The following is a 25,045-nucleotide window of genomic DNA, read 5'->3' as shown; positions in this document are numbered from 1 at the left end:
CTTTCCTTTCCTTTCCTTTCCTTGACCAATTATAGCACGTTCGACACCGATTGCAACACTTTTTTCGCAAGCGCGGTGGTTTGAAGACCAGAAATCGCGCTATGATAAGGATACCACTCAGGCGAGGTGAGCCCTTTGTTGGTCATCCTTCTGCTCGTCGTGATCGTCATTCTGCTGGTGCTTCTGTTCGCGCGCCGCACGCAAGGCGGCCCTGTGTACCGCCGCGGCCCATTCCAGTCGTATCAGAGCGGTCCGTACCATCAGGGACCGTTTCAGTCCAATTACGGACCGAACTATGGCCCGACGTACGACGTGACACCGCCGTACGGCGGATATCGGCCTGGGTTTGGCGGCGCCGGTTCATTCCTCGGCGGCATGGCGGCCGGTGCACTGTTGTCGTGGCTCTTCGAGCAAGGCCGGATCGACGCCATGCAGTACGAGATGTTCCGCCAAATGGAAGATCAGCAGATGATCGACGCGCTTCTGCAGCAGAACATCATTCAGCAGGACGAGATCGAACAGTTGCAGCAGCAAATGATGATGGATCACAGCGGCATCTATGATCCGAACGGTAACCCGGTGGATCCGGGACAAGTTCAGGACTGGGGATCGGGTGAGCCCTGGGACAACCAGGTGGATTTTCGCGATGACGGTTTTCAGAATGGGCCGTTTGACGACCCAAACAATAACGGCGGGGGCTGGGTCTAAACCCGGCCCTCTTTTAATGCCTATCGAGCGTTTTGCGCTCGCTCACTCATCAAGGAGAACGCCGACGTCCATGGCGAGATCGGGAAATGCGGGCGGCGAACGTCGCCTTTGCGCTCCGGCTTGGACACCCCGCCACCTCCCTCGCTCGACCTCATCACACGGTAAGAAGGAGGCACCAGATCCTATCGAGCAGCGAGGGGCCGCGCGCATCGCGGCCAACGGGTCCGGCCTCGCCGGCCATCAATCGCGGATGACCGGCTCGTACCCCGCCTGGCGCAGCGTGTCGCAGATCAGGCGAATGTGGGCGTGATCGCGCGTCTCAAGGTCGATCTCGACCTCCGTCTGCCCGAGGTGGATGTGCGATCCCACGCGCTGATGGTGCACCGTGAGTACGTTCGCGCGGAGCCGGGCGACGATGTCGAGCAGGTCCCGCAGCGCGCCCACGCGGTCCTGAATCGTCACGGCGAGGCGCAGGTAACGCCCCGATTCCACAAGCCCGTGTTCGATGATCCGCGACAGCACCACCACGTCGACGTTGCCACCGGACAGCACGGCCACCACCTTGCCGAGCCCCGCCGGCACCTTTTTCCCCAGCACCGCCGCGATGGTGGTGGCCGCCGCCCCCTCCACCACGAGCTTCGAGCGCTCCATGAGCAAAATCATCGCGCGGGCGATCTCGTCCTCCTCCACGACCATCACGTCGTCGATGTACCGCTTCGCAGCCTCAAACGTGAGGACGCCGGGCCGCCTCACCGCGATGCCGTCCGCGATGGTCGGCTCGCCCGGAACGGTCTCGATGGCGCCGAGATCGAGCGCGTGGCGAAATGCCGGCACGGCCTTTGCCTGAACGCCGTAGATTTTCACGTCGGGGCGCAGCGATTTGAGCGCGATGGCGATCCCCGCCGCGAGACCGCCGCCCCCCATCGGCACGATGACCGCGCTCACGTCCGGCAATTGCTCCGCAATTTCGAGCCCGATCGTGCCTTGGCCAGCGATAATGTCGGGATCGTCAAACGCATGAATGTAGGTGAGGCCCTCGCGCATGGCGATCTCGCTCGCGTGAGCGTAGGCCGCGTCGTAGTCGTCGCCGTGGAGCACCACGCGCGCCCCGTACCGCTGCGTGGCCATAATTTTGGCGAGGCTCGCCCCTTCCGGCATCACGATGGTGCATGGAACGCCGCGCCCTCGCGCTGCATAGGCGACGCCCTGGGCGTGATTGCCCGCGGACGCAGCAATGACGCCAGTCAAGCTGCCTGTCTCTGCCAGCGCCGTGATCTTGTTCAGCGCGCCGCGCAGCTTGAACGATCCCGTCTTCTGCAAGTTCTCCAGTTTGAGATAGACCTCGTTGTCGGATAGGCGCGAAAACGTCTCGGAGTAGTCGAGCGGCGTATACAGCGCGCTCCCTCGAATCCGCTCTCTCGCCCGTTCGATATCCTCCAAGGTGGGTAGCGACCGATCCTGCAACCGCCTCTTCCTCCCTAAAGAAGGCGGGCCCCAAAGGCCCGCCCCATGCTCATCGGTCCGCGCGCTTCATCGAATCCTCGAGCACCGTCTTGGCGATGTGCTCGTCGAGCGCCTCGTAATCGAAGTAGCGGATGGTTTGGTACAGCTCCTCGCGCGACTGCATCTCCGACAGGAACGACTTCTGCGTCCCCTCGCGCTGAATCGCTTCGAAAACGCGCTCAATGGCTTTGGCGGCCACGCGGACGCTCGTCACGGGGTAAATGACCATGCGATAGCCCCACGACTCAAACTGGTCCGCGGTGTAGTAGGGCGTCTTCCCGAACTCCGTCATGTTCGCGAGCAGCGGAACACGAACCCGCTCCGCAACATAGCGGAACTCCTCTTCCGTCGTCAAGGCCTCCGGGAACACGGCGTCCGCGCCCGCCTCCACGTACCGATTGGCGCGCTCCACGAGCGCTTCGAGTCCTTCCACGCTTTTGGCGTCGGATCGCGCCACCACCACGAGCGTCGGCGCCACCGTCTTCAACATGCGGATCTTCTCCACCATCTCCGACGGCTCGACGAGCTTCTTGCCGTTCAAGTGCCCGCACTTTTTGGGCATGACCTGATCCTCAATCTGTACCGCCGCCACGCGCGCTTCGACCATCTCCTTCGCGGTGCGCGCCACGTTCAGCACGCCGCCGTACCCGGTGTCGATATCGACGAGCACCGGCAGGCCGGAGGCTCGGACGAGATCGGCCGCGCGCTCGGCCACTTCGTTCGAGTAGACGATGCCGAGATCCGGCAGCCCACGACTCGCCGTGTACGCCGCGCCGGAGAGGTAAATGGCTTCAAACCCCGCCTGCTTCGCGATGCGCGCCGTCAGCCCGTCGTGCGCGCCGGGGATTTTGAGGATCCGCGGTTCCTGAATGCGCTCGAGGAACCGCTTGGCCAGGTCCTCCTGGCTCGGTTGCTCTTCCACCAGCCACGCCAACGTTCACGCCTCCCCTCAGATGACAAACAGCTCCATGAACTCGTCCACCGGCGTCTCGTGCAGCCTGTTTGCGTCCAGGCACAGGTCGAGGATGCGCTCGGCGCGCTTCTCCGGAAAGCGCGTCAGCAGGTTCGCGCGGAACTTTTCAATGACCTTCGGCAGCCCTTCCGCGCGGCGGCGGCGATGGCCGATGGGATACTCCACTTCCACCTTGTCGGTGTGCGATCCGTCGCGGAAGAAGATCTGAACCGCGTTCGCGATGGAGCGCTTGTCCGGATCCAGGTAATCCTTGCTGTAGCGCGGATCCTCGACGACCTCCATCTTCTCGCGCAGCGCGTCGATCCGCGGATCGCTTGCCGTCTCGTCCTCGTAGTGCTCGGCCCGCAGGTCGCCGTAGATGAGCCCCACCGCGACCATGTATTGGATGCAATGATCCCGATCCGCCGGATTGTGAAGCGGCCCCTTCTTGTCGATGATGCGAATCGCGGACTCGTGCGTCGTGATGACGATGCGCTCGATCTCGTCGAGGCGGTCTTTCACGAGCGGATGCAACTGGAACGCGCACTCCACCGCCGTCTGCGCATGGAACTCGGCGGGGAAGGAGATCTTCAAAAGCACGTTCTCCATCACGTACGAGCCGAGCGGCCGCGCCAGCACAATGGGCTTTCCGCCCATGACCACATCGTTGAAGCCCCACTGAGGCGCCGTGAGCGCGCTCGGGTAGCCCATCTCGTCGCGCAGCGCCATAAACGCGAGCCACACGGCGCGGCTCGTCGCGTCGCCCGCCGCCCACGACTTGCGGGATCCCGTGTTTGGCGCGTGGCGATACGTGCGAAGCGGCGCGTTGTCGATCCAGGCGTTGGAGATGGCGTTCTGAATCTGCTCCCTTGAACCGCCGAGCATTGCCGTGGTGACGGCGGTCGAAGCCACTTTCACGAACAGGACGTGATCGAGCCCTCGGCGGTTCAGGCTGTTCTCGAGCGCGAGCACGCCCTGAATCTCGTGCGCCTGCACCATGCGTTCGAGCAACTGGCGCACCGTCAAGGGTTTTTGCCCCCTTTTGCGCGCCTCCCGGCTCACATAATCGGCTACGGCCAGGATACCGCCTAGGTTGTCCGACGGGTGGCCCCACTCCATGGCGAGCCACGTGTCGTTATAGTCGAGCCAGCGGATCATCGCGCCGATGTTGAACGCGGCCTGGACCGGATCGAGCTCGTACTTCGTGCCCGGCACCCGCACGCCCCCCGGCATGGCGGCCCCAGGCACGTACGGCCCGATGTGCTTCGCGCATTCCGGGAAGGAGAGCGCGAGCACCCCCACCCCAAGGGTGTCCATGAGCACGTGGCGCGCGATGTGAAGCGCCTCGTCGCTCGCGACCTCCGGCTTCATCACGTAGTCCGTCATTTGTACAATCACGTCGTCAAACGGGCGACCGCCCTGGCGATCCACGGTTGCACTCATCGTCAATCCCCCTGCGCACAGTAAAGTGCCGGGCGGCAGCGCCGCCCGCTCATACGGTCGAATATGAAAGAGCCGGCTCCTCCGCCGATTTACGCCTTCAGGCCGCGCGGCCCTTTGTACAGCACGCGCGGGCGGAAAATGCGGTTGTTCGCCAACTGCTCCATGACGTGCGCCGAAAGCCCCACAACGCGCGCCGCGAAGAACACCGGTGTGAAGAGCGGAACCGGGATACCGAGCATATACATGACTGGCGCCGCGTAGTAGTCGAGGTTCGGATACAGCCCCTTCTCGTCCCGCATGATGGTCTCGCCGGCCACGCACATGTCAAGCCACTTCTTGGCCTCGGGATTCGATCCGGCCATCTCTTGCAGCGCTTCCTTCATCATTTGGGCGCGGGGATCCATCTTGCGCATGTACACGCGATGGCCGAACCCCATGATCTTCTCCTTGTTTGCGAGCTTTTCCCGGATCAGCCGTTCGAAGCCTTCCACGGTCTCGGCTTCGAGCAACATCTCCATGACCGCCTCGTTCGCGCCGCCGTGCAGTGGTCCCTTGAGCGAAGCTACCGCGCCCGTCAGCGCCCCGTACATGTCGGACAGCGTGGACGTGATGACGCGCGCCGCGAAAGTGGAGTTCGGCAGCTCGTGCTCACAGTACACCATGAGCACCTGATCAAAGTACTTGACCTCATCCGCGCTCGGCTCGCGCCCCGTGATCATATACAAGCCGTTTGCCACAAACGACAAGTCGTCCTTGGGCGGAATCGGATCTCGGCCGTGCGCGATGTGATGGCTTGCCGCGACAATCTGTGGCACCTGGGCTAGGAGCCGCATCGCGCGCTGCCGATTCGCCGCGGGCGACTGATCCTCGAGATTCGGATCAAACCCCGAGAGCGCCGAGACCCCGGTGCGCAACATGTCCATGGGGTGCGTGGTCGGCGGAAGCTGCTTGAGGATGGCCCAAATGTTCAATGGGACCTGGCGGTGCGACTTCAGCGCGCGCTCAATGTCTCGCCGTTCTTCGTCGTTAGGCAAGCGCTTGTCAATCAGCAGGCCAATGATATCAATATACGACACTTTCTTGGCGAGATCGATCAGGTCGTACCCGCGCAGGACAATCTCTTCGTGATCGACATCCAGGAACGAGATCTCCGTCTCACACGCGATCACATTCTCCAAACCGGGTCTGTACGCTTCAGACATGTACGAGCCTCCTCGTCGGGCGCCCACGGGCCGTGACAGCAGACAGGCGCCTCGTTTCGATAGCGGTTACATAGCCTCATTATACAAGAACTAGGCCGAGAAGGCGGTTTGGCAGTGTGTTCAGAGAAATTTGACGGTTGTATAATGAAACCGCGTACACAATATCACGACCTGCCCAGGGAGGTGGTGAAGGCGGGCGGGCAATCGTCAGAAAGCGAGGGATGACCTTGTCTACACCTATGGTCGCTGCGCGCCTCAATCAGATGCCCCTCACGCGGTGGCACAAGCGCATCGCCGTGATCGTCGGCATCAGCTTGTTCTTCGACCTGTTCGACATTTACCTCTCCGGCGTGCTCGGAACTGTGCTGACGGGCGCATTCCACATCCCCAAGTCGGAACAGGCGCTCCTGCTCTCATCCGCATTTCTCGGCATGTTCATCGGCAGCATTGGATTCAATGCGCTCGCCGATCGCGTCGGGCGAAAAGCCGCGTTTCTCGGGATCTTGTCGACCTACTCGGTCTTCACTTTCATCGCGGCCTTCAGCCCCAATGCTGCCTTCTTGATTGTCTTCCGATTCCTCGCCGGACTTGGCATCGGTGCGCTGTTGCCGCTCTGCGACGTGTACTTGAGCGAGATCTTCCCTGCGCATAACCGCGGGAGGATCATGGCGTGGACGTACACACTGGAATTCTGTGCGACGCCAGTGGAAGGATTTTTGGCACGTGCCCTCGTGACCACCCACTTTCTCATGGCGGGCTGGCGCTGGCTGTTTGTCATCGGTTCCCTCGGCGCCATCATTGTCTGGTCGTTGCAGCGCGTCCTGCCCGAATCGCCTCGCTGGCTAGAATCGGTGGGCAGACATCAGGAAGCGGAGCAAATTCTGGCGCGCTTCTTGGAAGAAGCCCCGGGTGAGCCCGGAAAGGGGACACCTGCCACCGATGCTGTGGAGCCAAAGCGCGTGCCACTCGGGACGTTGTTCACGCCGACGTACGCCAAGCGAACCATCATGCTTTGGATCTTTCAAATCCTCCAAACCTTCGGCTACTACGGCTTTGGCACGTTGGTTCCGCTGGTCTTGGCGAGCAAGGGCCTGACCATCACCACGTCGCTTACCTATGCGGCGGTGAGTTTCATTGGCTATCCCATCGGCTCCCTGCTGTCGGTGCCCATCGTGGAGCGCATCGAGCGCAAGTGGATCGTCGTGGGCGCCGCATTCTGCATGGCCGTATTCGGCATTCTCTTCGGGATGACCACGCGGCCGGCACTCATCATGCTGTTTGGATTCTTGTATACGTTATCGAGCAACATTTTCTCGAATGGCTATCACATCTTTCAGGCCGAAATTTACCCCACCTCCGTGCGCGCCACAGCTGTCGGCACGGCGTACAGCCTGAGCCGCCTGATGAGCGGCCTAATGCCGTTCATCCTCTTGCCCGTGCTGCACGCGCATGGGGCCACGGCGATGTTCTCCGTCGTGGCCGGCGCCATGGTGCTCTTGATGATTGACGTGGGAGCACTTGGGCCGAAGACGACGGGGCGCGCGCTGGAGGACGTCAACGAGCGCGTCATTGTGCAGGAGCAAGGGCCAAACGTGGGCATGTGAATGGCCGTGACATGAATGGATGGAAAGACTGGAAGCGCGAAGACGGCAAGGGCATAGGCCTGCCCTTGCCATCTTCATCACGGTTAAAGCTATTTCGTTACGCAACGGATTCCTGCGCGGCTTCTTCCAGAGGAAGAGCCTTGGTTTCGGGGAGCAAGGCCCAAGTGCAGATGGCCGCGATGGCACACAGGGCGCCCAAGAGCAGGATGGCGGTTCCTTCACCCACCTTGGCGAACAGCGGCGGGAAGACGAAGGCCGTGATGGCCGCGCCCACGCGCCCAGACGCAACCGTCCATCCCTGGACGGTGCCGCGAATTTTCGTGGGCACCAGTTCCACGCCTAGCATTCCAGAGGCGGACACGGAACCAGGCCCCATTTGCGACATGAAATTCTGCGCGCCATACAACATGAGGCCAACCCACGGGCCGACAAAATGCCCTCGCAACAAGCTGAACAGGACGAGGCTCGCGCCCATGCCGAGAAACCCGATGACCTGCATAGGCTTGCGGCCAGCGCGATCAATCAGCACCAAGCCCACCAAGGCTCCGGGAACGGTGAACGCGAGCTCCATGACCACTTGAAACACCCCCGACGAAACGCCCAAACTCTTGGCGATTAAGTTGGGGCCAAACAGGATGCTAGAGTACGCGACGAGATCGAACAGAAACCAGAGCAGGCACGCCGTCACGATGCGCTTCGCGTGCGTTTTGAAGTAGAGAGCCGCGGACGTGTCGTCCCGTTTCACGGGCGCGATGGTGGCTGGCTGGCCTACCACAGCTTCCACGACGCGTTCGTACGCCGCCCTGCTCCCCTCCACGCGCGCCACGTAGCGAGGCGTCTCCGGCAAGCGGCGCCGAAGGTAAATCACCGATGCAGAAGGAATCGCGCCAAGCCCGAGGACGATGCGCCACACCCAATCGGCGGGAACGCCGCAGGCATTCAACACCATCGTCACGAGGCCCGCAACCGCCGCACCGATGCCCCAGGTCAACCCAAATCCAAGTGCCAGACTCTTCCCGCGATCGCGCGCATTCGCGTTTTCGCCCATGATCACCGGCGACAGTACGTAGTCGGCCCCGACCCCAAACCCGAGGAGAAAACGAATCGCGATCAGTTGATCGATGTTCTGCACAAACGCCTGAGCCAACGCAGCGATGGTGAGCACCAGCACATCCAACCCGTAGAACCGCTTGCGGCCTCGGTTGGCGAGTGGCCCGAACACAAGCGCGCCGATGGCTGCGCCCACGAGCGCGCTCCCCGTCAACAGCGAGCTTTGCCAACTTGTTAAGCTTTTCTGGCCGAACGAGGCAAGAATGAAGGGCAGCACGATACCGATGGCCGAGAGATCATATCCATCCGTGAAGACACCCATTCCGGTCGTGACAACCGATTTCCAGTGAAACGCGTTCCACCGAGATCGGTCAAGTGGTGCAAACATGGAAGTACGGTCCGCGCCGACGGTGGCCATAGGAAACGCCTCCCTGTACTCGTGTCACCTCCATGGTAGAACCGGTTTGTAAATGGCGAGTGAACGGCCTTTTGGCAAATCGTAAAGAAAGACCAAAGGCATGCCGTCAGGCGCGGCAGGAGGTGCATGGCCTCCTGCGCGTTCAAACATCCGACGGCCCGTTTCGAAACGTCGCGGTGGCGGGCAACGCGTGGACAGGGCCCGGGGTGCGCAGCCGTCGCACCCACTCCCGAATTTCGAGGGATTCCTTTTCTCCCACCGCGCCGCGGTCTTGAGCCCGCCCATCGCTCCATCGCACGAGGACGTCATGTTCCCGGCCGTCGTCGACGAGGTCGATTTCGGCCACAGCCACGCCATCCACCGTGAGCATTCGCTCGCGCGCCTGCGCACCTTGTGCCGCTCGCTCGACGCGAATCCGGTAGAGCGTTGAACCGTGGCGATACCTCACCTCAAAGCCAGGCCAGTGGATGGGGATGCACGGTTCTACGATGAGCTTGGTCCCGCGCCGCTGAACGCCTAGGATGGCCGCGAGCCCCGCCTGGTACATCCACGAAGCGGCGCCTGTATACCAGGACCATCCGCCCTGCCCCACGTTCGGCTGCTCCGTGTAAATGTCCGCCGACATGACATAGGGCTCGTTTCCGTACCGCTCCACTTCTCGCGGTGTGTCGGCGTGGTGAATCGGATTCAGCATGGAGAAGAGTTCATAAGCCTCCTCTCCCCGCCCGAGATGGGTCCACGCGATGATACTCCAGATGACCCCGTGGGTGTATTGCCCGCCGTTCTCGCGAATTCCTGGCGGATAGCCCTGGATGTACCCAGGGCTCGGGCGCAAATCTCGAAACGGCGGCTGCAGCAAATGCGCCACACCCAGGCGCCGGTCCACGAGTTCCCGGTCGAACGATTCCATGGCGCGCACGGCCCGATCCGGCGGAGCACCGCCCGAGAGGACGGCCCACGATTGAGCAATGGCGTCGATCCGACACGCGGGCGACGCGGCCGACCCTAGCCACAGCCCGTCGTCCGTCACAGCGCGCCGGTACCACTGTCCATCCCACGCCGACTCGTTCGCCGCTTCGAGAAGCTTCTTGCGCATCGCAAGCCAGCGCCCACGGTGGGAAGCGAATGCCGGATGGTCGATCTCGGCCACCCGCCGCAACACATCCGCCAAGAACCACGCCAGCCACACGCTCTCGCCCCGGCCCTTCGCGCCGACTCGACTCAGACCGTCGTTCCAGTCGCCGATGCCCATGAGTGGCAGGCCGTGATGGCCGAAGTGCAGCGCGCGCTCCACGGCCCGTGCCACGTGCTCCGCGAGGCTGCCTTCCTCCTGGCTCCATACGCTGTCCTCGTATCGTTCCAGTTCCCCGTCGCCAAGCGGGGCGCTCACGAGATACGGAACGCGTTCGTCGAGGATGGCGGTATCGCCCGTCGCCTCGAGGTAGCGCGAGACCGCGTACGGCAGCCAGAGCAGATCGTCCGAGAAACGGGTGCGAATCCCCTTGCCGAGCTCCTCGTGCCACCAGTGCTGTACGTCGCCCTCGACGTACTGATGGCGCGCCGCCCGAAGAATTTGATGGCGCAGCACGTCGGCACGGGCGTGAAGCAGCGCCAGGGCGTCCTGCAGCTGATCCCGAAAGCCAAACGCGCCACCGGCCTGATAAAACGCTGTGCGGGCCCAGAGGCGGCAGGCGAGGGTCTGGTACAAGAGCCAGCCGTTCATCAGGATGTCGAAGCTGCGATCCGGCGTGCGCACCTGGACGCGCGTGAGCAGGTCTGACCAGAACTCGGTGACCTCCCGGAGCGCGCGGTCCGCCGCGTCCGGGCGCGCGAGCCGGGCGAGCCTCGCAGCCTCGTGTTCATCAGGCGCCGCGCCGAGGAGCACGACCACCTCGGCCTCCTCGTCAGGCCCCAGGTCGAGATCGCGCGCGAGGGCGGCGCAGGGCGTCGGCGTGGGGCCTTCGTCCCCGTGCCACGCGTCCTCGAGCAGCGCGTCGGGCCGCGTATACGATCCGTCGCCGAGGAAACGAATCTTGTCGCCCAGCCACCCCGATGTCCGCCCGGCGCCGCCTACGGCGAGAAACCCCATCGCGCCGCGAAACGCCTCCTGATACCGGTTTTCCGCGGCGATGGCGTCCGCCTCGGTCAGCTTGCGCACCACAACGAGGGGCGTGTTCGAGAACGGATCCACGCCGAGCACCCATTCGACGTACGGCGCCACGCGCATTCTGCGCCGCGAACCGGTTTGGTTGCGAAGCCGCACCCGCATCCACTTGATGGGCTCTGCGCGATCCACGAACACCTCGAGCGCCACGCGGACGCCCTCCACGTCGCTTTCAAACGTGGTGACGCCCGGACGATGCGTCACGTCGTACGTCCATGCGTCCCCGGCTGGCGAAGGGGTGGCGCTCGCGACGATTCCGCGGTCGAGATCGGCGAGGTACACGGCTTCACCGGGCGGGTCGAACGCGGCATCGTTGTGCCAGGGCGTGAGCTTGAACTCGCGGCTGTTGCGCCACCAGGTGTAGCCGGTGCCGAGTTCGGTCACGAGCGCGCCGAAGTTGGGATTGGCAAGCACGTTCGACCAGGGCCGCGGCGGCCGCTTGGCGCGCGTGACACGCATGCGGTACGCGCGACCGTCGTCGACGAACGCGCCGTAGCCGTTCGCAAATTCCCCCTCCACCTGCCCGGCATCGTGCGCCGCGCGCTTCGGTTCCGGCTCCAGGCGGTCCGACGCGAGTCTCGCAGGTTCCCCGCGCCGCGCTCGCCCGCCCGCGAGCTGCGCGCCGACGCTTGGGCCACCGGCCCGCAACATTGCGACCGCGACGGCCTCGATGAGCGTTTGCTCGGCGCTGGAGAGCTGATCCGACTTCACCACGGCGAGCCCCGAGGTATCGTGAACGCCGCGGCGCGCCATCTCCGCCCGGATGCGATCCCGCATCTCGTCTCGATAGCTCGACATCGTCTCGTCGATCACGACGAGATCGCTCGCGAAGCCCATGTGCGCCAGGTACTGCGTCAACCGTGCGAGCTTCGCGACAAATGGGATTTCCGCCGCGGAGGCGAGCCGGACGGCGACGATGGGCCTGTCACCCGAGATCCCGTGCGCCCAGAGTCCGGATTGGCCGAACTCGTTCTGCAGGATGGCCGCCCGCCGCTCGGGCGAAAACGCGCGCCGGGACAAGAACCGCGACAAAAGTTCCATGGCGTCCTCGACGTCTTCCGGCGAAAGGTGCAGTTGGCGGAGATCGATCTGCGCGCGCATCCATGCGAGTTGCGCCGCGCGCGATAAGGCCGAAGGCTGGCGCATTTCAAACGCCCTCTCCACGACCTCTTCCCGCGCCTCGCCGAGCGCGGTGATGACATAGAGCGCGCGCTTTTCCCCGGGCGCGAGTGCCACAGTTGTGCGGAGAATCGCGGCCGGATCGGCGACCGATCCAACTTCGCCGCGCAGGCGTTGCCAGAGCCCTTGCGGCGCCGCGAGACGGCCGCCGCGCCCGACGAACCGCGCCCGGTGGGAGTCCCACTCGACCGGTGCCGGCGCTTCTTCGTCCGCCACAAGGTGAAACGCCGCGTACACGTCCGGCTCATCGTCCGACTCGGGCCTGCGCCGCGCCCACAGCACCTGGCGCGCCTCGTCCCAGCCCGTCTCGACAAATAAGCGCTGAAACGACGGATGCGCGATGTCCGCCGCTGGCTTCGCGAGTGCGAGTTCGGCGAAATAGGTCACCTCGAGCCGGCGAATGTCCTCGCCGAGGTTCTGAAGGACCAACTTCCGAATCTCCACATCTCGGTCCGGCGCCACGAGCACAGACCACTCGCTCTCGATCCCGTCCACCACGCGCTTCAAGCTCGACTTGTCCGGGCGGAACTCCGCCTCCACGTGTCCCGCGCCCCCGTGCAACGTGGTGCGAAAGACGCCGCCACGATCCACATCTCGCACGTACATCACGGGTCCGCGATACGGCAGGTGCCGATCCGGCCGGAAGCGCGTGACTGCGATGCCGCGCCAGATTATCCCACCCTCGCCCCGCGCGTCGACGAAGCTCGTCAGGCTGCCGTTGGAGACCGCGTTCCACGCGTCATCGTTTCCGCTCCGCCGGCGCGCGTAGACCGGGCGGTCGAAGTTCGGCGCGTGCGCGGCGTGAACTGGCTTGAGGAGCAGCGCCGGGCGCCTGGGCATGCGTTCATACAGCATGTACTCGCCCGCGCGCACAAGCGGCAAGCGGTGAAACCGCTCGACCCAAAGATTGCGCTGCAGGTAGTTGGCGATGGCAATGAACGCCATCCCCTGATGGTGGGCCATGAAGCTCTGCACCACCTTGTACCGTTCTCCCGACGGAAGGCGGCTTGCCGTGAAGTCGACGGCCTCGTAGTAGCCGTACGGCCCGAGCGCGCCCAACTCGCGCAATTGCCTAAGGGCGTCAGCCACCTGTTCAGGGGCAAAAGAAAGCGCCAGCATGGTCGCATAGGGCGCCACGACGAGGTTGCGTTCCAAGCCGCGGTCCAGCCCGAGCCCCGGCACACCGAACGCCCGGTATTGGTAGTTGAGGTCGCGATCGAACGCGTAGAAGCCGCTCTCCGAGATGCCGAACGGGACGCCGCGCTCCCGCGCGTAGGCGATTTGTCTCGACACCACGCCGCGATACGTCTCCTCCCAGAGGGTGCCGGGCAGGTGGCGCATCAAAAGCGCGGGCATGAGATATTCGAACATCGTGCCGGACCAGGACAAGAGCGGATGGTGTCGGCCCACGCGCGTCATGGTTCGGGACAGCGCGAACCAGTGAGACGCAGGCACCTGGCCACTCACGATGGCGATGAAACTCGCCTGGCGCGCCTCGGAAGCGAGGAGATCGTAGACGATCTTCTCGAGCTCGTTTCGATCTGCGTGAAAGCCCAAGGAAAAAAGCCTGAGATCCGGGCGATACAGCGGGCGAAAATCGGTCTCCAGCGCAAAGCCCTCCACGGCGTCCGCAAGGCGGCGCGCGCGAGGGGCGACATCCGCGTCGGATGCCGCCCATTCGCGAAGCGCCTGGCTCAAGGCCAACATCGCGCAGACCAGGTTGCCGGAGTCCACGGTCGAGACGTACCTCGGCGGAAGGGGTCTGAGCGTCCGCGTATCATACCAGTTGAACAGGTGGCCGTGCCACCGATCCAGGGACATGAGCGTCGCCATGGTTTGCTCCAGGCGGTGCACGGCGTGTTCCTTCGAGATGATTTCCAGATCTGCCGCCGCGGCGACGCACAGGAGATAGAGCCCAATGTTGGTGGGAGAGGTGCGGTGCGCGACGCGCTCCACCGGCTCAAGCTGCACGTTGTCCGGCGGCAGGTGGTGATCCTCCTCGCCGACGTACCGCTCGTAAAACCGCCACATTGCCACGGCCACTTCGCGCAGGTGCGCGGAAAGGTCCGGGTGAGGATCCACGCGCGGTGGACCGGCGGGTTGGGCGAGAAATCGCGCCACACCGTGCGCGGGCAACCACACCGCAAGCGCGAGAGCGCCCAAGAGCACCTGTTCCCAGGTACCGAAGAGCCCAGGCACCGAGCAGGCCAGCGCGACCGCGTAACCCGCGGGCTCGTAGAGAAGAGGCGCGGGCGATCCGTCTGCACGGTCCGCGTGGGAGGACGGGATCCACTCGAGCAACCGCCTCCGGCTGATGAGCATCCGATAAAGCGCGCGCAAACTGGCGTCCGCCTCGACCACCGCCATGAACGGCAGCGTCACGAGCATGACTAGGCTCTGGCCCAGCGCCGTCGCGGCGCCCCGCCAGGACCATTCGCTAGGCCGGACGGCGTCAAGCTGGCGCAGAACGGGCAAAAACACGGTGATTAGGAGCACGGCGCCGTACGCGTACGCCGGCCCGGGCAAAAGGCCAGCGCCACCAAGGCCGATGAGCAGCACAAGCGCCGGATGGACCAGGCTGTGCCGGACGTGATCGACGATGTTCCAGCGGGTGAAACCGCACAAGTCTACAGGCTGCGCCCGGCCGCGGCGATCTCGACACACCCGGCGCAACCAATACGTCAACTGCCAGTCTCCTCGCACCCAGCGGTGGGCGCGGCGCATGTAGGCGCGGAGCGTCGCAGGCTGGCTCTCGACTACCTCCACATCGGCGACGAGCCCCGCGCGCAAGAATCCGCCTTCGAGGATGTCGTGGCTCAGGACCCTATTGTCCGGGATGCGATCACACAGCACGGCGTGGAAGGCATCGACGTCGATGAGTCCCTTGCCGACGAACAGGCCGCGCCCGAACCAATCCTGATACGGATTGGAGATGGCGAACGCGTAGGGATCCACGCCCGTCTCGCCCGACCAGAGGCGCGCAAAGCGCGACACCTGCGTTGAGCGCGGGCTGACGGCTACGGCCGGCTGGAGCACGCCGTAGCCCTGCTCGACGCGCGTGCCGCGGGCGTTGAGCCGCGGCCGGTTGTAGCCAAGGTGCATCGTGCCGACGAGGCGCTGCACGGCGCCGATGGGAAGCTCGGTGTCGAGATCGGCGGTAAACACGTAGCGAATGGTCGGTAGGACGTCGAGATCTCCATCTTTCACGCAAAAGGTGGTGTCGCGCTTGCCGCGCATGAGCTCGATCAGCTCGACCAGCTTCCCCCGTTTTCGCTCCCAGCCCATGTATACGCCGTCTGCGCGGTTCAAAACGCGGTGGCGGTGAAACCAGAAGAAGCGGGCGGCTCCGTACTTGCGGCGAAGCGCCTCAAGTCGCGCGTGCGCCCGGGCGAGCAAGAACTCGTCCTCCGGCAGGTCCGGCGCACCGGCGTCGCGCAGGTCCGACAGCACCGCGAAATAGACGTTGTCTCCCCGCTGCGTCAGATGGTGAAGTTCGATTTTGTCGAACGCCTCGTCGACGTCGGCCTCGTTTGCCCATAGGACGGGGAGCACCACCATGGTGCGAGCATCCTCTGGAATCCCCTCGCTGAAGTCGAGGCGCAGGATGGGCACGGGCCGAACGGCGCGGCGGATCCCCTCGTGCACGAGGGCGAGGACCCACTCGCTGACGGGAAGCGCGAGCAGGACGGCAAGTGCAAGTGTCGCGCCAACGGATGCGCGAAATCCGCCCGTGAATCCATCGAGCACCGCCCACAGGATGGCCGCGAACAAGAGCGCAACACCGAGCAGGTACGTGCGCAGCGGGTGGCGGCGCAGCGCGATTTGCGGCACCGCCCTCGGCTTCGCGCGCTCCTTGAGCGTTCGATGAAGCGCGTGCATGCCGTCGGGATCGCACAGATAATGCGCCACAAACGCCTCCCGCGGCAGGTCGCTTGCGGCGGTGGGCGATCCGGCCTTCTCCCACGCGTCCCGCGCGAGTGAGACGGCGGTCTCCGCGATCATCGCCTCGGGCAGGCGGAAGGCCTCGCTGAGCCAGCTGACCTGATGGGCGAGCACGTTCTGGCTTGTCGGATCGAGCCGCATATAGTCGCCCGTCGGCTCCTCGCGCAGGCAGGCCTCCACCCGGGAAATGCGCGACGCCATGGGCTGCCAAGACATGCGCTCCAGCGCGTGCAGGCTCTGCACCAAGTTGCCGATGAGCACCTGAATTTCGGTGTGCCACTCGGCCTCGTACGTCGTCAGCCGCTCGATGCTCTCGGAAGAGTTGGCGACGTGCGCCGCCAGCCACTCGCGCAACTCCTGGCTATCCGGCTCCCACTCGGACAGGTGATGCACGAGGTGTACCACTTCCACGGCACCGAGCTCACGCCCTTTGGAAAAGCGGTCGATGGCGCGCCGCACGGCCGCTGGCCCGCCTCCCTGCTCGATCTCGCTGAGTAAGCGTTCGATGGCGCGGCACGCCTCGTACCGACGCTGAATTTCCTCGCTCGCTTCAGCAATCCGCGTGAGAATCGCGATGCGCAGCCCGTTGGCAAGCTGATGGCACTCGAGGGTCGTCAGCACCTGGACGTCCTGGTACGCCTCGACAAAGCGGATGAGCGTCTCGGCCTCGATGTGTCCGCGCACCGCATCGAGGTAGGCGGTGGCGAGCGCCACCACGCGAGGCTCCCCGGTCTCGACCATCCTCGGCAGTTTCCGCACGACGGCGTTCGGCCACAGGCGCTCCGCCAGCATCGCCTGGAGTTCGAGATAGGCGGCGTGATCGATCAGCCACTCGTGCGCGGGCTCGGAACACGCCGCAGGTTCCCGCTCGAGCCTGGCGGCGAAATTCCGGACACGCGCCGTTAGCCGGCGCAGGATGGGCCACAGGTCGGCTCCTCCGCCGCGCGTCGAACTGATATCTTGCGTCAGCGCCAATGCATGCGCGCGCCTCTCGAGCTCTGTGTCGAACGCCATAGGTCCTCCTTGTGCCGCCGAGAGTCTCGGATCGCCCGTCCGAACGAACAGATAAAACGGCAGCATATGTAAACATTCCCGTTTGAAGTCTGGATTATAAATCGGTTCGCGCTGACACGGGCGCCAACGGACGTGGTAAGATGGTGTCAAAACGTTTTGGGAGGAAGGCGTATGGAAGCGTATCCATTGGGGACGCGGCGCGTTGCGCAGATTGGCATCATCGTGCGGGACATTGAAGCGGCGAGCGCCGCCTGGGCGAAGCTCCTCGGCTGCGACGTGCCGAAGTGGCACTGGACCGAGGCGTACGAGCAGGCGCGGACGGAATACCAGGGACAACCGACCCAGGCGCGCGCCAAACTTGCGTTTTTCCGCCTCGAGAACCTCGACATCGAGCTCATCGAACCCGACGAACATCCCAGCACCTGGCGCGCCTGGCTCGATGAACACGGCGAGGGTGTGCATCATATCGCCTTTGAAGTCGACGGCATGGCCGCCCACACCGAGAGCATGATCCAAGCGGGGCTTCCGCTTCTCCAGCGAGGCGAATACACAGGCGGCCGATACGCGTACTTCGACGGCGCGTCGTCTGCGCGAGCCGTGATTGAACTGCTGGAAAACGACCGCCGTTGAGGCGCCTTGGAGGTGAACTGGGATGGGACGGATCGAAAGCGCATTCGATCTCGGCTTCATCCGAGGCATGACCTTTGGCTTCGTCGGCCAGCACGGGACGTGGGGAACCGACGAGGCGCGCGCATCGATGCGTGCGCTTGCCGAACAGCCCTTCAACTGGGTGACGCTCGCCTTCGCGGGCCTCATGGAGCACCCGGGCGATCCCGCCATCGCGTATGGGCCGCCGGTCACCGTGAGCGACGACGAGATTGCGTCGATGGCGGAGCTTGCCCACGCACTCGGGCTCAAGGTGTGCCTGAAGCCGACCGTGAACTGCCGAGACGGGACGTGGCGAGGCGAGATCCGGTTCGAGAAGGAGCACGGCCCGGACCTCGAGTGCTGGGAAGCGTGGTTTAGGTCTTACTCCGACATGATGGCCCACTACGCGCATGTGGCGAAGCGCACGGGTTGCGAGATGTTCTGCGTGGGCTGCGAGATGACGACTGCCGAGCCGCACGAGGGCATGTGGCGCGAGGCCATCGCGCGCGTGCGCAGCGAGTACGACGGCCTCGTGACGTACAACTGCAACCACGGGCGCGAGGAGCACGTGCGGTTTTGGGACGCGGTCGACCTCATCTCGTCGAGCGCCTACTATCCCATCGACCGGTGGCGGGATCGCGTGCCTGTGCTCCGCGAGGTGGCAGAGGCGCATGAAAAGCCGCTCTTCTTCATGGAAGTGGGGTGCCCGAGCCGCTCCGGCTCCGGCGCCTGCCCGTGGGACTACCGGCACCCAGGCGCCGTCTGTCTCGACGAGCAGGCGCGGTTTTACGAAGCCATGTTCTCCGCCATGCCCGACGAGCCGTGGTTCAAGGGCTACATGTTGTGGGAATGGCCGTGGAAGCTGTACCCGCGCGAAGCGGCGTCCGAGGACGGAAGCTACTGCATTTACGGCAAACCGGCCGAGGACGTCGTGGCGCGGGCGTTCTCGGCCATCGCAAATCGATGACGGGCACTCGGTTCGTCCGCGCCATCCGGTCGACGGGCTACGCGTCACGCGGTGACGGCCATGGCCGCCCAGCGCGCGGCGCCCTGCGCGGCCTCCTCCGGATGAGGCGCGAGCCGCAAGGGAGACCCGAAGACCGCCTCCACCGCGTCTCGCAGGTGCCGGTTCACGCGCAGCGCGTTTCCCGCGCCTGCGAGGGCGCGAGGGCCGTCCGGCCCGGACGGCGGCAGACGGCAAAATCCCTCGTACAGTTCCTCCGCCACACCTGAGATTACGCCCCAGGCGAACGCCTCGGGCACCATGGCCGCCGCGGTCCATCGCTCGACCCGGGCGCCGTCCTCGTCGCTCAGTCTCGACCCGAAGAACGTCGGGCGCACGCGCGGAAACGGCCCGCCAGATTGGCGCCAGGCCGCAATGGCCTCGTCCAGGACGTCGTAGGTGGAACGCGTCGGCGCGAGCCCGTGCAAGCGGACGACGCGATCGAAAAACGCGGCCACGAGGGCGTACGCCGCTCCGCCCGCGAGCGTCGCGGCGACCGCGAGGCGCAGCTCCCCCAGAAACGGCCGCAGTTCCGCGCCAGGCGGCAGCTCGGGCCTTCCCCGCACGCAGACCGACACCTGCGCGCCCGTGCCGATATTCACCAGCACGCCGCCCTCTTCCACGCCCACCGCGCCGAGGAAACTCGCCTGGTGATCGCCGAGCGCCACTGCCACGGGAATGCCGCGGTGCTCGCCCAGGATGTGAAGATCCGGCGCCAACTCTGGCAGGAACGAGAGGTCCATTCCGGCCGCCTGCAAGCCCTTCGCGGCAAACGTCTCCTGCTCCAAATCAAACCCGCCCATGCTGTGCGCCAGCGACGCGTGTGCCCGCGGCCGCGACAGGCCGGCGAGGCGGGCCGCAAACGCGTCCGGCAGCGTGGCGATCCACAGCGCGCCTTGGGGCACGAGGCCGTGATGCGCGAGATAGGCGTGCGTCGCAAGCCCGTAGCCAGTGTGCACCTGGCATCTCGTCAGCCGAGACAGCCACTCGGCAAACGTCTCGCCTCGCGACGCCTCTTGGCCCGCGCGCCGGTCCTGCCATGTGAAGAGCGGACTCACCGGCGCAACATGCGCGTCCAGATACACCACGCCGTGCATCTGCCCGGTGACGCCGATGGCGGCCACGTCGGGATGCTCCGATAACCCCTTCTCCACCATGCGCTCGACGAGGGCCAGCATGCGCTCGGCGTCCTGCATCGACGCGAGCGGATCGTCCGTCGGCAGTTGGGCACCGTGCGGATGGGACTCACACCACACGACGCGACTCGCCGCGGTGTCGTACACCACCGCGGCGATGGAGGTCGTGCCGAGATCGACGCCGAGCGCCTTCATGACGGATCCCGCTGGCTTTCGCCCCGCAGGTCGAGCGCCAGCGCGGCCTCGTCGTAGCCGATGGGCCAGGGCTCGGGCCTTGCGGTGCGCGAGACAATGTCGACATGCCGCGCCTCGCGCGCCGAGATGTGGATGGCCTCCATGATCTCGACGACGTGCATGGCGAGATCGCCCGACGCGCGGTGCGGACGGCCGTCGCGGATGGCGAGCGCCATGTCGGCCACCGCGAGGCCTCGGCGGTTCTCCGAAAAGCCGAAGAGCGCGGGCGCAGGCGACCACCCGTCCGCACCCCGGCGGCGCACGCGCACCGTGCCGTCAAAGTAGTTGGGATCCGGCACAGCAAGCGTCCCCTCGGTGCCGTAGATCTCGATGCGCGGCAGTTCGGAGTGCCACACGTCGAACGTGGTGACGAGCACGCCCGTGGCCCCGCGCTCGAACTCGAGCAGGGCCTGCACGTGCGTCGGGATCTCCACGGGGATGCGCTCACCGAATCGATTTGGCGAGCCGATCACGCGCGTCGAAAACGTGGTCTGCGCCGTGCCCGCGACGCGGCGAACGGGCCCCATCAGGTGAACGAGCGCCGTGAGATAGTAGGGGCCCATGTCAAACATCGGGCCACCCCCGGCCTGGTAAAAGAAGTCCGGATTCGGATGCCAGCGCTCCGGCCCATGGCTCATCATGAACGCCGTCGCGCCGATAGGCTCGCCAATCCAGCCGTCGTCCAGGAGCTTGCGCGCCGTCTGGAGGTGACTGCCGAGGAAGGTGTCTGGTGCGGCCCCGATGCGAAGCCCGCGAGAGCGGGCGAGATGGACGAGCGCTTTCGCATCGTCCGCTTGAAGCGCGAGCGGTTTCTCTGTGTGCACGTGTTTGCCCGCCTCCAGCGCCTGACGCGCGATGTCGGCGTGCGCCTTCGGCACGGTGAGATTGAGGACGAGATCCACGTCGGGATGCGCGAGGAGTTCGTCGGGCGTGAGCGCCGGAACCTGAAACTGCTCGGCGCGCGCCGCGGCCCGCTCCGCGTCGAGATCCGCCACCGCAGCCACGGGAATGCCGAAGGATCGAAGGTTCTTCAGGTACACCTCGCTGATCACGCCACAGCCCATCACACCAACGCGAATCACAGGCCATCACCTTCCCCGATTTGCTTGAGATGAATGAACACGGCCTGCCCGTCGCCCATGTGGCGCGGAATGATGAGGCCGTGGCGCATGAGCGCGTCGCCGCGGAAGCTCTCGCCGAGCGCCTCGCAGACGTAGCGCGCCTCGGGCCGCAGGCCACGCAGGGCGAGGCGCGCCGGCGGATCCATGGGATCCGGGTACGTGCAAAAATAGGCGACGAGCGCCTCACTACCGTCCACGGCGGCGAACATCCAGGCCGCCTCGGGCCCGTCAAACGGCGACAGCAGCCGATAGAAGTCCCCAAACTGCACGAGCTGGCGAAGCGCTTTGTACCGCTCCACCGCTTGACGCGCCTCGCGCCGCTCCGCGTCCGAGAGGCGCCGCGGATCGAGCTCGAAGCCGAAGTTGCCGCACATCGCGACGCCGGCGCGAAGGGCGAACGGCGTCACGCGCCCCATCTGGTGGTTGGGCACGGCCGACACGTGCGCGCCCATCGCCACCGGCGGATAGACGAGGCTCGTGCCGTGCTGAATCTTCAGCCGCGAGACGGCGTCAGTGTTGTCGCTCGTCCACGTCTGCGGCATGTAGTGGAGCATGCCGAGATCGAACCTGCCCCCGCCGGAGGCACAGTTCTCAAACAGCACGTGCGGAAACCGGCTGGTGAGCGTCTCCAGGATCTCGTACAGCCCGAGCACATAGCGGTGCGCGACCTCGCGCTGGCGCTCCGCCGGAAGCGCGGCCGATCCGACCTCGGTCATCGGCCGATTCATGTCCCATTTGATGTAATCGACAACTCCTTCTTCAATCACGCGCGACACCGCGTCCACCACGAAGGCGCGCACATCCTCGCGCGTGAGATCGAGCATCAGCTGATGCCTCCGCTCCGACCTCGGCCGATCCGCCACGTGCAGGCACCAGTCCGGGTGCTCGCGGTACAGCTCGCTCTGCGGCGACACCATCTCCGGCTCCATCCAGATGCCGAAGCGAAGCCCGAGCGCGTGGATGCGATCGGCGAGATGGCGCAGCCCGTGCGGGAGTTTGCGAGGGTGCGGCCACCAATCGCCGAGCGACGTGGTATCGTCGTCGCGCTGGCCGAACCAGCCGTCGTCGAGGACGAACAGCTCCACGCCGAGATCGCGCGCCTGCTCGGCGATCTCGACGAGATCGTCCTCGTCGAACTGGAAATACGTCGCTTCCCAGTTGTTGATGAGCACGGGGCGGACGGCATCGCGATAAGTGCCTCGGCACAACCTCATTCGAATGGCGCGGTGGAACGTGCGCGACATGCCACCCCATCCCTCGTCCGAGTACACGAGCGCCGCCTCGGGCGTGACAAACCGCTCGCCGGGTTCGAGGCGCCAGGCGAAGTCGGCGGGATGGATGCCGATCTGCGCGCGCACGTTTTGCCGCATGGGCTCCATCTCGCAGGCGCCGAGGAAGTTGCCGCTGTAGACGAGGGCGAACGCGCGCACCTCGCCGCCCTCTTCCGTCGCATGCGGCGCCGCGAGGGCGAAGAACGGGTTGTGCTTGTGGCCGCTCGCGCCGGAGCGGCTCATGATCTCATGCCGCCCAGGCGAAAGCGGCGTCCGCTCGATAAACCGCTCGCGGATCCAGGCGCCGGACAGTTGGACGAAGTCCGCCTGCCGCAGGTCGAGATCGACAGATGCGGAGAGTGCCCGGCGCAGGACGAGCGGTTCGGTCCCCGCGTTCTCGAAGCGCACGTGGCGGCAGACGAGATCGAAGTCGCGGTAGGCGGTGTAGGAGACGATCACGCGCAGCGAGATGGCCGGATCGACCAGCGAGATCTCGAGCGTGTCGGCTTCGAAATCGGATTCGACGTAAAACGCGGGCAAACCCGGAAGCGGCGGCTTGCCGGGTCGGATCCGGTGCGACTCGTACACGAGCTGGGATGCGTGGCTGCCCGAAGGCTGCAAGACCTCGTAGGCGGGATCCCGGTGGTCGCCCGTCCCGAACGAGGGGTACTCGAGGCGAAGCGCACCGATGTCAGTGGCGCGCATGTGCTCGGGGCGCTCATCCAGACGCTCGCAAGCGCGCGCGAGGCGCACCAGATCCGATGCGTCTTCCAACCTGGCGCCCCAGTAGACGTGCTCCAATGTGCCTTGGTCGCCGACGCGAATCACGTAGCTCGATCTCGGCGTCATCAGGTGAAACAGGCGCTCATCCGAGTGAAAGATGATGGGCATCGAAGTTCGTCCCTTCCCAAGCGCCACAGGCTCGCCCTGTTGGCGCGCTGCTCGGGGTGTGCCCGGCGGGCGCGAAGGCCGCAACGCCTCAGAGCTTCGCGACTTCGTCTCGCCAGTGGTAAATCGGCTGCCAACCGAGCACTTCTTTCGCCTTGCGGTTGGCGAGCAGCGTCTCGTAGCCGTTCGGGTCGACGCGGATGTCGGTGACCTCGGGGTAGCACGCCGCGAGAAGTTCGCCGTTCGTCAGGTCCATGCTGGTCCAATCCGCAGCGATATTGAGTTTGACGCACCCGAGGCCGTCCTTCTCCACGGCCAGCCGGTACGCCACCGCGGCGTCCCGCGCGTCGATGTACGACCAGAGGATGTTCTTGCGAACCTCCGGCTTTTTGATGAAGTCAGGAAAGTTTCTGTACATCGGGGGCGCAATCACGTTCCCGAGCCGGAACGACACAATCTGCATGCCGTAGCGCCGGTGGAGCGTCTCTGCGGTCAGCTCGTTGACCACCTTCGACAGGCCGTAGGCGTCCTGGGGGAGTTGCGGATGATCCTCGTCGACAGGCACGTACTTCGGCGCAAACGGATGTTTGGCGAACACGAGTCCATACGAAGATTCGCTCGACGTAATGACGGCCTTGCGTATGCCGAGCGATCCCGCCGCCTCCAGCACGTTGTACGTGGACACCGTGTTGAGCGCGAAGGTGGCCGCGTCCGTGCGGATGCCGACGCGAGGCAATGCGGCGAGATGGACCAGAGCGTCAGCGCCCTGAAGCACCTGATAACAGTCTCCGAGATCCGTGAGGTCCGCGAGGACAGTGGGGCACAGTTCCTCAGCGGGCGGGCGCGTGTCGACGTTCAATACGTCGTAGCCTGCGCTCAAAAACTCGCGAATGACCCATGGGCCCAACAGGCCGCTTCCTCCGGTGATGACGACGCGCATCGCGACATGCCTCCCATCCTGGATGATGTGCAACCCTTGGTGCGAAGCGCATGACAACGCCTTCATTGTACACCAAGTGTGAACGGGCGGGTGCGCATGAAACGCAGAATCAAGGAGACGATGTGTTCAAGAGCGTGCGGAAAGGATGCGATGGGATGGACGCGTTTCACCAAGAGATGACGCGCATCCGCGAGCGCGGAGACGAACTGAACGTCAACGCGCACGTCGTCATGAGCGACACGGAGTGTAAAGAAGAGGCCGTTCGGCTGTTCAACGAGATCGCCAAGTCTATTCATGAAGGCGATTCAGCCTTGGAGGCGAAAGTCGTGACTACGGAGTCCGTCGAGCTCGTGGTGGCCTTTCTCAACTCGCACTTCTACAGCCCTCGCTTCAAAGTGATGGCGAAGTACAAGAACGGGGTGTTCGACATCCGGGCGAAGGACGACTTCTGGACCCAGGCTCCGGGCGAAAACGGCCTGTGGGCCGACTGGCGGGATGAGGAGCGACTCTATCACGGCGAGTTTTCCGAGCCCAAGATGCGAAGTGCCATCGAGAACGCCTTTCTGGGCTGGTATCAGCGAATGAAGGAAAACGGAAACGCCGGCCTCGCCCCACTGTGAGGCTG

At 64.9% G+C, this 25,045-nt stretch carries 15 protein-coding genes; 5 read left to right on the top strand and 10 right to left on the bottom strand.

Annotation, left to right across the window (positions count from 1 at the left end; genetic code table 11):
- The first annotated feature begins 135 nt into the window (after positions 1 to 135).
- Positions 136 to 708, top strand: coding sequence for a hypothetical protein (locus AC27E8_RS14765; protein ID WP_487100043.1), 573 nt, complete (start codon positions 136 to 138; stop codon positions 706 to 708).
- Positions 709 to 948: 240 nt separating this feature from the next.
- On the opposite strand, the gene ilvA is transcribed toward AC27E8_RS14765, so the two are convergent.
- From ilvA to mmgD, 4 genes are all read right to left on the bottom strand, one after another.
- The gene (gene ilvA / locus AC27E8_RS14760; protein WP_487100041.1) at positions 949 to 2,172 is read right to left on the bottom strand and encodes a threonine ammonia-lyase; all 1,224 of its coding nucleotides are present in this window, start codon (positions 2,170 to 2,172) and stop codon (positions 949 to 951) included.
- A gap of 49 nt (positions 2,173 to 2,221) precedes the next feature.
- On the bottom strand, positions 2,222 to 3,145 hold the full coding sequence (gene prpB / locus AC27E8_RS14755; protein WP_487100039.1) for a methylisocitrate lyase: 924 nt from the start codon (positions 3,143 to 3,145) through the stop codon (positions 2,222 to 2,224).
- Between the two features lie 15 nt (positions 3,146 to 3,160).
- Positions 3,161 to 4,606, bottom strand: coding sequence for a bifunctional 2-methylcitrate dehydratase/aconitate hydratase (locus AC27E8_RS14750; RefSeq protein WP_487100037.1), 1,446 nt, complete (start codon positions 4,604 to 4,606; stop codon positions 3,161 to 3,163).
- An 89-nt stretch (positions 4,607 to 4,695) separates the two neighbouring features.
- Positions 4,696 to 5,808, bottom strand: coding sequence for a citrate synthase (mmgD, locus tag AC27E8_RS14745; protein ID WP_487100035.1), 1,113 nt, complete (start codon positions 5,806 to 5,808; stop codon positions 4,696 to 4,698).
- Positions 5,809 to 6,035: 227 nt separating this feature from the next.
- On the opposite strand from mmgD, the gene AC27E8_RS14740 reads away from it, so the two are divergent.
- A complete protein-coding gene (locus AC27E8_RS14740) occupies positions 6,036 to 7,412 on the top strand; it encodes an MFS transporter (RefSeq protein WP_487100033.1) in 1,377 nt (458 codons plus the stop codon).
- A 97-nt stretch (positions 7,413 to 7,509) separates the two neighbouring features.
- Here the strand turns inward: AC27E8_RS14740 and AC27E8_RS14735 are convergent, their stop codons facing one another.
- The gene (locus tag AC27E8_RS14735) at positions 7,510 to 8,880 is read right to left on the bottom strand and encodes an MFS transporter (protein ID WP_487100031.1); all 1,371 of its coding nucleotides are present in this window, start codon (positions 8,878 to 8,880) and stop codon (positions 7,510 to 7,512) included.
- A gap of 142 nt (positions 8,881 to 9,022) precedes the next feature.
- Positions 9,023 to 17,245, bottom strand: coding sequence for a glycoside hydrolase family 94 protein (locus AC27E8_RS14730; protein WP_487100029.1), 8,223 nt, complete (start codon positions 17,243 to 17,245; stop codon positions 9,023 to 9,025).
- A 105-nt stretch (positions 17,246 to 17,350) separates the two neighbouring features.
- Here AC27E8_RS14730 and AC27E8_RS14725 point away from each other — a divergent pair, with 105 nt between their 5' ends.
- Positions 17,351 to 17,809: a VOC family protein gene (locus AC27E8_RS14725; protein WP_487100027.1), complete on the top strand. Its 459-nt coding sequence runs from the start codon at positions 17,351 to 17,353 to the stop codon at positions 17,807 to 17,809.
- Positions 17,810 to 17,831: 22 nt separating this feature from the next.
- On the top strand, positions 17,832 to 18,794 hold the full coding sequence (locus AC27E8_RS14720) for a glycoside hydrolase family 113 (protein WP_487100025.1): 963 nt from the start codon (positions 17,832 to 17,834) through the stop codon (positions 18,792 to 18,794).
- Positions 18,795 to 18,838: 44 nt separating this feature from the next.
- Here the strand turns inward: AC27E8_RS14720 and AC27E8_RS14715 are convergent, their stop codons facing one another.
- The 4 genes from AC27E8_RS14715 to AC27E8_RS14700 all read right to left on the bottom strand — a co-directional run bounded on the left by AC27E8_RS14715 (position 18,839) and on the right by AC27E8_RS14700 (position 24,420).
- Positions 18,839 to 20,161: a sedoheptulokinase gene (locus AC27E8_RS14715; protein ID WP_487100023.1), complete on the bottom strand. Its 1,323-nt coding sequence runs from the start codon at positions 20,159 to 20,161 to the stop codon at positions 18,839 to 18,841.
- Entirely contained in the window at positions 20,158 to 21,282 is a 1,125-nt protein-coding gene (locus tag AC27E8_RS14710) for a Gfo/Idh/MocA family protein (protein WP_487100021.1), read from the bottom strand. Before AC27E8_RS14710 ends, AC27E8_RS14715 begins: the two co-directional genes overlap by 4 nt.
- The gene (locus AC27E8_RS14705; RefSeq protein WP_487100020.1) at positions 21,279 to 23,483 is read right to left on the bottom strand and encodes an alpha-galactosidase; all 2,205 of its coding nucleotides are present in this window, start codon (positions 23,481 to 23,483) and stop codon (positions 21,279 to 21,281) included. The genes AC27E8_RS14710 and AC27E8_RS14705 overlap by 4 nt, the downstream gene beginning before the upstream one ends.
- 88 nt (positions 23,484 to 23,571) lie before the next feature.
- The gene (locus tag AC27E8_RS14700) at positions 23,572 to 24,420 is read right to left on the bottom strand and encodes an NAD-dependent epimerase/dehydratase family protein (RefSeq protein ID WP_487100018.1); all 849 of its coding nucleotides are present in this window, start codon (positions 24,418 to 24,420) and stop codon (positions 23,572 to 23,574) included.
- Between the two features lie 155 nt (positions 24,421 to 24,575).
- Here AC27E8_RS14700 and AC27E8_RS14695 point away from each other — a divergent pair, with 155 nt between their 5' ends.
- Complete coding sequence (locus AC27E8_RS14695; RefSeq protein WP_041694980.1) at positions 24,576 to 25,040, top strand: hypothetical protein; 465 nt, start codon at positions 24,576 to 24,578, stop codon at positions 25,038 to 25,040.
- Positions 25,041 to 25,045 lie beyond the last annotated feature (5 nt).

The sequence above is a fragment of the Alicyclobacillus sp. CIJ1 genome, from assembly GCF_057538885.1.
The sequence above is the reverse complement of the archived record's forward strand: the minus strand, read 5'-3'. Positions and strand labels throughout refer to the sequence as shown.

Bases quoted from the DNA above. Each gene is read 5' to 3' on its own strand.
- mmgD (WP_487100035.1), bottom strand. From the start codon at position 5,808: ATGTCTGAAGCGTACAGACCCGGTTTGGAGAATGTGATCGCGTGTGAG.
- AC27E8_RS14730 (WP_487100029.1), bottom strand. From the start codon at position 17,245: ATGCTGCCGTTTTATCTGTTCGTTCGGACGGGCGATCCGAGACTCTCG.
- AC27E8_RS14715 (WP_487100023.1), bottom strand. From the start codon at position 20,161: ATGAAGGCGCTCGGCGTCGATCTCGGCACGACCTCCATCGCCGCGGTG.
- AC27E8_RS14735 (WP_487100031.1), bottom strand. From the start codon at position 8,880: ATGGCCACCGTCGGCGCGGACCGTACTTCCATGTTTGCACCACTTGAC.
- AC27E8_RS14705 (WP_487100020.1), bottom strand. From the start codon at position 23,483: ATGCCCATCATCTTTCACTCGGATGAGCGCCTGTTTCACCTGATGACG.
- AC27E8_RS14725 (WP_487100027.1), top strand. From the start codon at position 17,351: ATGGAAGCGTATCCATTGGGGACGCGGCGCGTTGCGCAGATTGGCATC.
- AC27E8_RS14750 (WP_487100037.1), bottom strand. From the start codon at position 4,606: ATGAGTGCAACCGTGGATCGCCAGGGCGGTCGCCCGTTTGACGACGTG.
- AC27E8_RS14700 (WP_487100018.1), bottom strand. From the start codon at position 24,420: ATGCGCGTCGTCATCACCGGAGGAAGCGGCCTGTTGGGCCCATGGGTC.
- AC27E8_RS14695 (WP_041694980.1), top strand. From the start codon at position 24,576: ATGGACGCGTTTCACCAAGAGATGACGCGCATCCGCGAGCGCGGAGAC.
- AC27E8_RS14720 (WP_487100025.1), top strand. From the start codon at position 17,832: ATGGGACGGATCGAAAGCGCATTCGATCTCGGCTTCATCCGAGGCATG.